The following is a 9,716-nucleotide window of genomic DNA, read 5'->3' as shown; positions in this document are numbered from 1 at the left end:
CGTTATGTCCGTCCGCAATCACCACGCCGTCCCGGGCGATCGACGCCCCGATGGGGATGCCGCTTTCGGCCAGGCTTTTCTGTGCAGCCTGGTAGGCGGCTTCGAAGGCGGGAAGGTCGGCGCTGTCCAGTTCCGGCGCAACGGAGTGCGGCTGCTCGTGAGTCATGGCGCCATTCTTGCACGGACTGACACGCCCACCACGGGGATCCGCACCACCCCGGGGCGGACGGACGACGGCGGCCCTCGGGCGCTTCCCGCCGTCGTCACCGTCCAAACCGTGGACTACGGGCAGCCCCACTTCTGGTTCATTGCCGACGTGCCAGGCGTGAACGTCTGTCGTGGGTGTCGCCTAGAGTAAAAGCCGACAATGTGACGCGCCAAACACCGGGGCAGGAATGGATTTCTACGCCATCAACTCCCTGCGGGAAAACCACGCAGGTTGGTCGCTTCTCCGCGCCCAGAATGCACCGCTGGCCCTGACGTTTTTTATGGCCGCATTCACCAGTCCGAATCAGCGCAACCTCGGCCGCCAGGAGCTGATCGATGCCCTGGACGATGTTCTGTTCGGCCTGCGGGACAGCGAAGGCGAAGACAGGTTTCCCCGCCCCGCAGGCGAATACCTGGACGACTGGGCCTCTGATGAGCGCCGATGGCTCAGGAAGTACTACGTGCCCGGAGAGGATGAGCCGCGCTACGACCTCACCGCCGCCTCGGAAGACGTGATCCGATGGGTGGAGAACCTGCGCGGGCGGGAGTTCGTCGCCACCCAGTCACGCCTCACCAGCATCTTTGCCGTCCTCAAGCAGCTGGTCCAGCAGTCTGAAACGGACCCGGAAGTCCGGCTCGCCGAACTGCAGCGGCAGCGGGACGGGATCGACGCCGAGATGCAGCGGATCAGGGACGGCAACGTCCGGGTGATGACCGGCCCGGAAGCCCTGGACCACCTGCAGCAACTGACCACCCTGGCCAAGGACCTGCTCTCCGATTTCCGGGAGGTTGAACAGAACTTCCGGAAACTCGACCGCCAGGTCCGGGAGCAGATCGCCACCTGGGACGGGACCCAGGGAGAGCTGCTCCAGTCCATCTTCGACAACCAGCAGGACATCAGCAGCTCCCTCCAGGGCCGCACCTTCCAAGGCTTCTGGGACTACCTGATGTCGCCCCAGCTCCGCAATGAGCTCCAGGACCTCCTGCACAGAGCAACCCAGATCGAAGCGCTGGCCACATCGGATATGCAGGCGGTGGCCAACCTCCACCAGGACTGGCTGCCCGCGGTCGAACAGACCCAGGCCACGGTCCGCCAGCTCTCCCAGCAGATGCGCCGGCTCCTGGACGACAAGGTGTTCCTGGAGAACAAGCGCATCATGCAGCTGATCCGCAGCATCGAATCCGGCGCGCTGGGCAACCGGGATGCACCGCCGTCGGGCGCTTTCATGGAGATTGACGCACCATCCGTGGACGTGGTGCTCCCCTTTGAACGTCCCCTCTACGAGCCCAGTCGAAAAATTCTGGTAGACGACTCCGTGGAAACGGCCGATGACGACGATGTGGACGCCTCGGCACTGTTCGGCCAGTTCTTCGTGGACAAGGAACGCCTGCGGGCCAACATTGACGCCGTCCTGGCCGAGGCAGAGCAAGCCACCCTTGCCGAGGTCACCGAGACCTATCCCCTATCCCAGGGGCTGGCGGAAGTAGTGGCCTACTACCAGCTGGCCACCGAATCAGACTGGGCCACCATCAACCCGGAGCAGTCACAGCAACTCTTGTGGCAGCTGCCGGACGGAACCACCCGCGAAGCCACCATCGAGCAGATCATCTTCGGAAGGCCGGCATGAACACCCCAGCCACAACTGACACGGAAACCCGCACACCGGAGGAGCTACCCGCCGTCGTCACCCGGCTCTTCAAGGGCGTGTTGTATGCGGAAAACGACGAGAAGGTGTGGCAGGCCCTGCTCGGCCTGACGTCACATGTCCGCGACTACGTCTCGGTGCTGGGCCTGAACCTCGTCCTGGACGAATCCGAGGGCTACGCCTTCCTGCGGTCCAAGGACGATCCGGACGGCACGCTGCCCCGGCTCATCGCCCGCCGCACCCTGACCTTCAACGTCAGCCTGCTGCTGGCCTTGCTCCGCCGGCGCATGATGGAGTTCGACATCAACAGCAGCGAGGTCCGGCTCATCATGACCGAACAGGAGATCGCGGACATGGTCTCGGTGTTCCTGCCTGAATCCAGCAACGAGGCGCGTGTGCTGGACCGGCTGGGGGCTGACATCAAAAAGGTGGTGGAGCTCGGTTTCCTGCGCAAGCTCAAGGGGCAGGCGGATACCTACGAGGTGGCCCGGATCCTCAAGGCGTACGTGGATGCGCAGTGGCTGGAGGAGTTCGACGCGCGGCTGGCCGACTACCGCGCGACGCTCGCCGGTGATGGGACAAACCAGTGACCACGGACCTGCAGGAGAGCCTGTTCAGCCTGGACGATACCGCGGCCGACGGCGGCACTCCCCCGGGTTTCCGGCTGCACCGCTTGGAGCTGCTCAACTGGGGCACGTTCCACCAGGGCGTGCGCTCGTTCCGGCTGGACGGGGCGAACAGCCTGCTCACCGGCGACATCGGCTCGGGCAAGTCCACGGTGGTGGATGCGATCACCACGTTGCTGCTTCCGGCGCACAAGATCGAATACAACAAGGCCGCAGGGGCGCAGAAGAAGGAACGGTCCCTGATGTCGTACGTCCGGGGCTTCCACAAGAGCGCCCGGAGCGCCGGCGGGGAGTACTCCAAGCCGGTGGCGCTGCGCGGATCGGGCCAGCTGACAGTGGTGCTGGGCGTCTTCCACAACGCCGTGCTGGGCAAGTGGGTGACCCTGGGCATCACGCTGTGGGCCACGCAGGAGGCCGGGCAGCCCAACCGCTTTTACTCCCTCGCGGAAAAGGACCAGAGCATCGCTGCCGATTTCAGCAATTTCGGCCAGGACCCGCTGAAGCTGAAGAAGAAGCTCCGCGCCGCCGGGGCGTCGGTCCATGATTCCTTCGAGCCGTATTCGGCCGCGTTCAAGCGCCAGTTCGGGATCAGCGGCAACCAGGCCATGGAGCTGTTCCACCGCACGGTGTCCATGAAGCAGGTGGAGAACATCACCTCGTTCGTGCGCGGGAACATGCTGGAGGAGGACGACGTTGCCACCCGGATCACCAACCTGATCCACCACTTCGATGACCTGAAGAAAGCCCATGACGCCGTGCTCCGGGCCAAGGACCAGATCGCCCTGCTGACGCCCATCAAGGAGGGCGCCGCCCTGCATGCCGGGCTGACCGCCGACGACGAGCTGGCCCGTAGGCAGCGGGACCAACTCCACCCTTGGTTCACGGACCGGAAGCTGCAGCTGAGCCGGGAGCACCAGGCGGAGCTCATGCAGACGGGAGTGCGGCTGCAGGAGGACTCGTCGCGGCTGAACGGGGAGGTCAAGCAGCTGCGCCGGGACTTGGCCGGGGTGGAGGAGGACATCCGCACCAACGGCGGCGGGCGTCTGGCAGCGATCGACGCCGACCTGGCCGCCTTGGCTGCCAAGTCCGCCGAGCAGAAGCAGCGGTTCGAGGCCTACTCGTCCGCCGCGGCGGACCTGGGCCTGCAGGCCCCGGAGGACCGGGTCCTGTTCGACGCGAACCGGGCAGGGTTGGCCGGGGTGGAACAGGACCTGGCGGCCCGGTCGGAGGCGTTGTATAAAGAACGCACCGCCCTGTCCATCCAGCAGGAGGGGCTCACCACCAGGTCCGGTGAGCTCAAGGCCGAGCTCACCAGCCTGCAGGCCCGGCGCAATCTGATCCCGCTCCCCCAGCTGGATATCCGCCGCCGGCTGTGCGACGGCACCGGGATCACGGACGGCGACCTGCCGTTCGTGGGCGAGCTGCTCAAGGTCCGCGACGGCGAGGCCGCGTGGGAGGGTGCCGCCGAACGGACCCTTCACGGGTTGGCCCTCTCGCTGCTGGTCCCCGCGGAGCATTATGCCGCGGTCAGCAGCTGGGTGGACGCGAACAACCTGCGGGGCCGGCTGGTTTACCTGAGGACCGGCGAGCCCGCTGCGCCCCGGGCGGCTGAGCCGGGGACGCTGGCTGCGAAGATCGCCATCAAGCAGGGCACGCCATTCCGGGATTTCCTGCAGGACGAGCTGAGCAGCCGGTTCGACTATTTCTGCTGCGAGAACCTGGCCGATTTCCGCCGCTACCCCAAGGCGCTGACGGCCAACGGCCAGCTCAAGGGCGGCCGGGGCCGGCACGAGAAGGACGACCGCAGGGACCTGGCGGACCGGCGCAACTATGTGCTGGGTTGGGACAACCACGACAAGATCGCCGGGTTCCGTGCCGATCTGGACGAAGTGCAGGGCCAGCTGAAGGTAGTGGCCGGGCAGCTGGAACGGGTCAACACGGAGCTGGGGACTGTGGGCCGCCGGAACCGGCAGCTCGGCGTGGTGGGTTCCGTCACGGAGTTCGGCGAAATCAGCTGGCAGGCCACGGCCCGCAGCATCGAGGACCTGAAGGCGGAAAAGCGGGCCTTGGAAACCACCAGCGACGTCCTGCAACAGCTCATGGCCAAGCAAGAGCAGGTCACCGAGGCGCTGGAGCGGCTGGAGGAGAGGACGGGCAAACTGCGGGAGAGGCTGGGCGCCAATGAGAAGGACGCGCGGGACATTGCCGAGACAATCGAGGAGTGCCAAACCCTCCTGGGTCAAACGCCGGTGACGGACGACGCCGGGGTGCTGGCCGCCGTCGGACGCCTCGCCGATGCCGCGCTCGGGGACAAGCCGCTCACTTACAAAAACACCGCCACCGTGGAAAGCGCGGTGCGGAACGGCCTGACGGACGCCATTGACGCGCTGTCCAAGCGGATCGCCCGGGCAGCGGAAAGCACGGTCCGGCAAATGGCGGACTTCCGCAACACGTACCCGAATGAGACCACGGACGTGGACGCTTCGTTGGAGGCCGCGCCGGACTATAACCGGCTGTTGGAGCAGCTGGTGGGCAACGACCTGCCCCGGTTCGAGACCCAGTTCAAGGACCTGCTGAACCAGAACACCATTCGCGAGGTGGTGGCGTTCAACGCGTTCCTGGACAGCCGGCGGCAGAACATCATGGACCGGATCGGCGAGATCAACCAGTCCCTGGCGGGTATTCCGTACAACACGGGCCGACATATCCAGCTGGAGCACCAGGCCACGTCGGACCAGGACGTGCGCGAGTTCGGCAGCGATCTGCGGGCGTGCTCGGAGGGGACCATTGGCGAGACGGACCAGTACTCGGAGCAGAAGTACCTGCAGGTGGAGCGGCTGATCGACAGGTTCCGGGGCCGCGAAGGGCTGACGGACCTGGACCGGAAGTGGACGGCGAAGGTGACCGACGTGCGGAACTGGTTCACGTTCTCGGCCTCGGAGAAGTGGACGGAGACCGGCGAGGAGTACGAGCACTTCACGGATTCGGGCGGCAAGTCCGGCGGGCAGAAGGAGAAGCTGGCGTACACCATCCTGGCGGCGGCGCTGGCGTTCCAGTTCGGACTGGGTTCCGGAAAGGGAGCGGGCAGGAATTCCGGCAGCGGCAGGAGTTTCCGGTTCGTGGTGATTGACGAGGCGTTCGGCCGCGGCTCGGACGAGTCCGCCCGGTATGGGCTGGAGCTGTTCCAGCGGATGAAGCTGCAGCTGCTGATCGTCACACCCCTGCAGAAGATCCACGTGATCGAGCCGTTCGTCTCCCACGTGGGGTTCGTGGCCAACACCAACGGTGATGATTCGCAGCTGCGCAACATGACCATCCAGGAGTACCGAAAGGAGAAGGAGCAGCATGCCCGCTGAATCCTGGACCACCCTGGCAGACCTGAGGGCTATGTCGCTGAAGGCGTGGAGCAGTGGTTCGCTCCTCCGGGAGCTGGCGGAACCCACCGGAATGTACCCCCGGCGTCGTCCGTTGAAGCGTCCGACGGCGGCGGCTCTCCTCCGTGACTACGCTGCGGCCGGTGCGTGGGCAGCTGAGCTGTTTGCCGCGGCCGGCCCGTTCAGTCTGGAGACCGTGGAAGTGGGTCGCAGCACGATCGGGTCCAACCGGCTGCCGGCCGCTGCGGTGTTTGGGATGGCCAGCGAGGAAATCGGGTTTGTTGGGAAATCGAAGGACGCTGCCCGGTTTATGGAGCTTACCGGGGGCATGAATGCCCTGGATCCGTCGCTTCGTGAGTGGGTGCTGCGGAGGCCGCTGAAGCTGCTGGAACTCGGGGCCGATGCGCTGACGGCTGCCCGGGTGGCGCTGTGGCTGCAAGACAACCCCGAACCGGGGGTCTACGTCCGGCAGCTCAGCCTGCCCGGGGTCCACACCAAGTTCATCGAGCGGCACCGGCAGGTCATCGGGCAAATGCTGGCCGCCGTCGTCCAGGTTCCGGAGACCGAGCCCGTTGACGCTGGTGACGACGCCCTGGAAGCTGCCGGGGAGGCGGCGCTCGAAGATGGCACCGGCCGCACGCCGGCAGCGCGGTTTGCCCGGCGCCACGGCTTCCTGCACTCGCCCGAGTTGGTCCGCTTCCGGATCCTGGACCCCGCCGTCGCAGTACTTGGCGGAGCGCGGGACATCACAGTGACGGCTGAGGCATTTGGTTCTCTTTGCCTACCGGTACATACGGTTATCGCCACCGAGAACCAGGTGAACTTCCTGGCGCTCCCAGACCAGCCCGGATCATTGGCGCTGTACGGCGGCGGCTACGGATTTTCCTCGTTGCGGGACGCCGACTGGCTGCGGGACTGCCGTGTTCTCTACTGGGGCGACATCGATACCCACGGCTTCCGGATCCTGGACCAGCTCAGGGCGGTCCATCCGCACGTCGAGAGCGTGCTGATGGACCAGGAGACGCTGTTGGCGCATCGTGAGGCCTGGGGTGGGGAGCCTGCTCCCTCACACGCCGTACTTACGCGGCTACACCCAAGCGAGGCAGCCCTTTACGAAGCACTAGTCAACGACGCCTACGGTCCCGCCGCCCGGCTCGAGCAAGAACTGATCGCCTGGGACTGGGTACAACAACGCCTAAGCGATCTTTGATCACAGATACGCGGTACAGGTGCCGCCTGGCTTTCGAGTCAGCGGGCAAGGCCGAGAAACACGGCCAGCGATTGTCCCACGGCCACCATCGTTTCCGAATCAATGCGGCCAATCCTCTGTCCGAGATTGGCTCGACGCACGGTGGTCAGTTTATCGACCATGATTTGGCTTGAGCGGTCCAATCCGTTCAGCTGGCCCGGTTCCAACGTGAGCCGAAGCAACGGGGCCTCTATGAGGTGGGTCGTTAGCGGTAGCAGGGTGACCGAGTCCGACTCCGCAAAGAGGTCATCCTGGATGATGAGTGCCGGACGCGGCTTTAGCGCGTAGGTGCCACCGGAAACCGTCCATAATTCGCCGCGGTTCACTCCGGCCAATCTTCTGAAATTTGCTCAACGAAATCCTGGTCATCCGCTACATGGTCAGACGCTGCCACGGCCCGTGATTGTCGTTCCGCTTCGCGCTTGAATTCGTCCGTACGCGCGTCTGGCACCCACATCTGGATTTGGCGGAAGCCCCGCTCGCGCATGGCCATCCTGTGCCTCGCAACACGATCCCTAACGCTCATGGCTTAAACGTTACATGTAACGCATAATCTCGTCACGGCTCCGGGAGCGGGAAAGGAGTGCGGCTTCGAGACGCGCACCGGGACGCTGGAACGGTGGTAGCCACCACAAGTGAGCGCGCGTCCCGGGGAAAGCCACCACAAGTGAGCGGGCGTCAGAGGGAGGCGCCGCCGCAGATCACGTAGTTCTGACCGGTGATGGACTTGCCGTGCGGGCCCAGCAGGAACGCGGCCAGGGCGGCGACGTCGTCCGGGTCCACCAGGGCACCGAGCGCGGGCAGCTTCACCGGGGTGGCGGCGCGGCCGGGGTCGTTGAGCATCGGGGTGTCGGTGGGTCCGGGGGACAACACGTTCACCGTAATCCCCCGCGGCGCCAGCTCCTGAGCCCACGTCCGGCCCAGCCCCATCAGGGCGGCCTTCGTCGCAGCGTAGTGGCTCTTGCCCGGCATCCCCGTGGAGGTGCGGCTGCCCAGCAAAACGATCCGGCCGCCGTCGGGCATGGATGGCACCAGCGCATTGGCCAGTACCGACGCCGCCGCCACATGGACGGTGAACATCCCCGCCAACGCGGCCGGGTCAAGGGAGCCGATATGGGCGGTCCGCTGGAACCCGGCGGCGTGCACCAGGGCATGGGCCGGCTGCAGCCCGGCAACGGCGTCAGCCAGGGACTCAGGATCAGACAGGTCCGCCTGCAGCCACTCGAATTTCCCGTCCAGGGACGTCTCGGTGCGGCTCAGCCCGATGACGGACCAGCCGTCGGCCAGCAGCCGCCTGGTGATGGCCTGCCCGATGCCCGAACTGCACCCCGTCACCACCGCATGATGCTCAGTCATTGATGGAGCCGTCCTCCAGGCCGCCCGGCGTCTGCGTGCCGTCGTAGGCCCACTGCGGGTCCACCCGGACGAACTTGATGGCCTGCCGGAAGTACGTGTACGCGATATTCAGTGCACCGTCCGGGCCCTGGTGGATGGACGGGTAGGAGTATTCGCGGTTGAGCCCGTCGCGGGAGTTGTTGGACAGGCAGTACCCGTCCCCCACGTCCAGGTTCCGGCGGATGGGCCAGGAGCGGCCGGAGTCCTCGGAGATGGCCAGGGTCATCGGCGAGCGCGGCGTGCCCCAGAAGGCGCGCTTCACGCCGTCGTCCTCGGAGAAAGCTGAGGCGTCCGGTTCGGCCACCTGCCCCTGTTCCTCGGCGAGGCCGTCGTCGTCGATCTCGTCGTAGAGGGACAGCCGCCGCTCGGTGCCCTCCCCCGCACGGCTGTGGTTGTAGACCAGCGCGAGGCGGCCGTCGGTCAAGGCAACGAACTGGATGGAGGAGTTGTTGTTGGGAAGCTCGGTGGGGACGGGTTCGCTCCAGGTGGAGCCGTCGTCGGTGGAGCGGGATTCGTAGATCGAGTCGGCCCAGCGGCTGCGGAACAGGGCCAGCAGCGAGCCGTCGGCCACGGGCTGGATGTTCATGTGGACGCAGCCCAGGCTGCCGGGGAGCACGGTTTCGGTCCAGGTGGCGCCGGCGTCGTCGGAGATCATCACGGCGCTGTCGTCGCTGTTGCCCACCCACTTCTCCCCTGGCGTGGTGATGCAGCGGAAGATCGGGATGATCAGCCGGCCGGACGGGAGCACCACGGGCAGTTGGCGGACGAACACGCCGCCGGTTTCGTTGGCCGCAAACAAAGTCTCAACGGAGCCCCAGGTGCGGCCGCTGTCCAGGGAAATACGACGGCGGACCTCGGCCGTGTCCTGGTTGCCCGCCTTCTGCGCGGTGTACAGCAGCCAGAGCGCCTTGTCGGGGGCCACGAACAGGATGGGGTTCTGCTCCGAGCGCGCCGAGTCATCGGAGAGCTGGTCCGGCGCAGACCACTGGCTGCTGCCGGGTTCCAGGGCGGAGAACCAGATGGAAATGTCCGGCACGCCCTCCTGGGTGCCGCCGAACCAGACGCAGCCCAGCCGGCCGTCCGGGAGGGTGAGCAGGTTGGCCGCGTGGCTCTGCACGGTGGGCGCGGGCAGGTAGGCGAAGTCGGCGCCGTCGGCCGTTTTTACAATGCCGTCCGGGGTGATGGTGCCGTACTCGTCGGTGGTGGTGTTCGTCATCGG

8 protein-coding genes and 1 pseudogene are annotated in these 9,716 nt (G+C 66.0%); 4 read left to right on the top strand and 5 right to left on the bottom strand.

Features of this window, described 5'->3' with window-relative positions; translation table 11 throughout:
* Positions 1–166: pseudogene (locus HNO81_RS20260) on the bottom strand (nucleoside deaminase); the annotation flags it as partial.
* Positions 167–395: 229 nt separating this feature from the next.
* Here HNO81_RS20260 and HNO81_RS19430 point away from each other — a divergent pair.
* The 4 genes from HNO81_RS19430 to HNO81_RS19415 are packed head-to-tail and all read left to right on the top strand — an operon-like array spanning position 396 to position 7,063.
* Positions 396–1,835 (top strand): DUF3375 domain-containing protein, encoded by a 1,440-nt coding sequence (locus HNO81_RS19430; RefSeq protein WP_175319732.1) that lies wholly within the window; start codon positions 396–398, stop codon positions 1,833–1,835.
* The gene (locus HNO81_RS19425; protein WP_175319731.1) at positions 1,832–2,443 is read left to right on the top strand and encodes a DUF4194 domain-containing protein; all 612 of its coding nucleotides are present in this window, start codon (positions 1,832–1,834) and stop codon (positions 2,441–2,443) included. The genes HNO81_RS19430 and HNO81_RS19425 overlap by 4 nt, the downstream gene beginning before the upstream one ends.
* The gene (locus HNO81_RS19420) at positions 2,440–5,835 is read left to right on the top strand and encodes an ATP-binding protein (RefSeq protein WP_175319730.1); all 3,396 of its coding nucleotides are present in this window, start codon (positions 2,440–2,442) and stop codon (positions 5,833–5,835) included. The genes HNO81_RS19425 and HNO81_RS19420 overlap by 4 nt, the downstream gene beginning before the upstream one ends.
* Positions 5,825–7,063 carry a Wadjet anti-phage system protein JetD domain-containing protein gene (locus HNO81_RS19415; protein ID WP_175319729.1) on the top strand — a complete coding sequence of 413 codons (1,239 nt, stop codon included), beginning with the start codon at positions 5,825–5,827 and terminating at the stop codon, positions 7,061–7,063. Before HNO81_RS19420 ends, HNO81_RS19415 begins: the two co-directional genes overlap by 11 nt.
* A gap of 38 nt (positions 7,064–7,101) precedes the next feature.
* Here HNO81_RS19415 and HNO81_RS19410 read toward each other — a convergent pair whose 3' ends face one another.
* The 4 genes from HNO81_RS19410 to HNO81_RS19395 all read right to left on the bottom strand — a co-directional run bounded on the left by HNO81_RS19410 (position 7,102) and on the right by HNO81_RS19395 (position 9,713).
* Positions 7,102–7,428 carry a type II toxin-antitoxin system PemK/MazF family toxin gene (locus HNO81_RS19410; RefSeq protein WP_175319728.1) on the bottom strand — a complete coding sequence of 109 codons (327 nt, stop codon included), beginning with the start codon at positions 7,426–7,428 and terminating at the stop codon, positions 7,102–7,104.
* Complete coding sequence (locus HNO81_RS19405; protein ID WP_175319727.1) at positions 7,425–7,628, bottom strand: antitoxin MazE family protein; 204 nt, start codon at positions 7,626–7,628, stop codon at positions 7,425–7,427. Before HNO81_RS19405 ends, HNO81_RS19410 begins: the two co-directional genes overlap by 4 nt.
* A gap of 152 nt (positions 7,629–7,780) precedes the next feature.
* Positions 7,781–8,458, bottom strand: coding sequence for an SDR family NAD(P)-dependent oxidoreductase (locus tag HNO81_RS19400; protein WP_175319726.1), 678 nt, complete (start codon positions 8,456–8,458; stop codon positions 7,781–7,783).
* Positions 8,451–9,713, bottom strand: a complete 1,263-nt coding sequence (locus tag HNO81_RS19395) for an exo-alpha-sialidase (RefSeq protein ID WP_175319725.1) — start codon at positions 9,711–9,713, stop codon at positions 8,451–8,453. The genes HNO81_RS19400 and HNO81_RS19395 overlap by 8 nt, the downstream gene beginning before the upstream one ends.
* Positions 9,714–9,716 lie beyond the last annotated feature (3 nt).

The sequence above is a fragment of the Pseudarthrobacter sp. C4D7 genome (assembly GCF_013359725.1).
Taxonomy (GTDB): Bacteria; Actinomycetota; Actinomycetes; order Actinomycetales; family Micrococcaceae; genus Arthrobacter.
The sequence above is the reverse complement of the archived record's forward strand: the minus strand, read 5'-3'. Positions and strand labels throughout refer to the sequence as shown.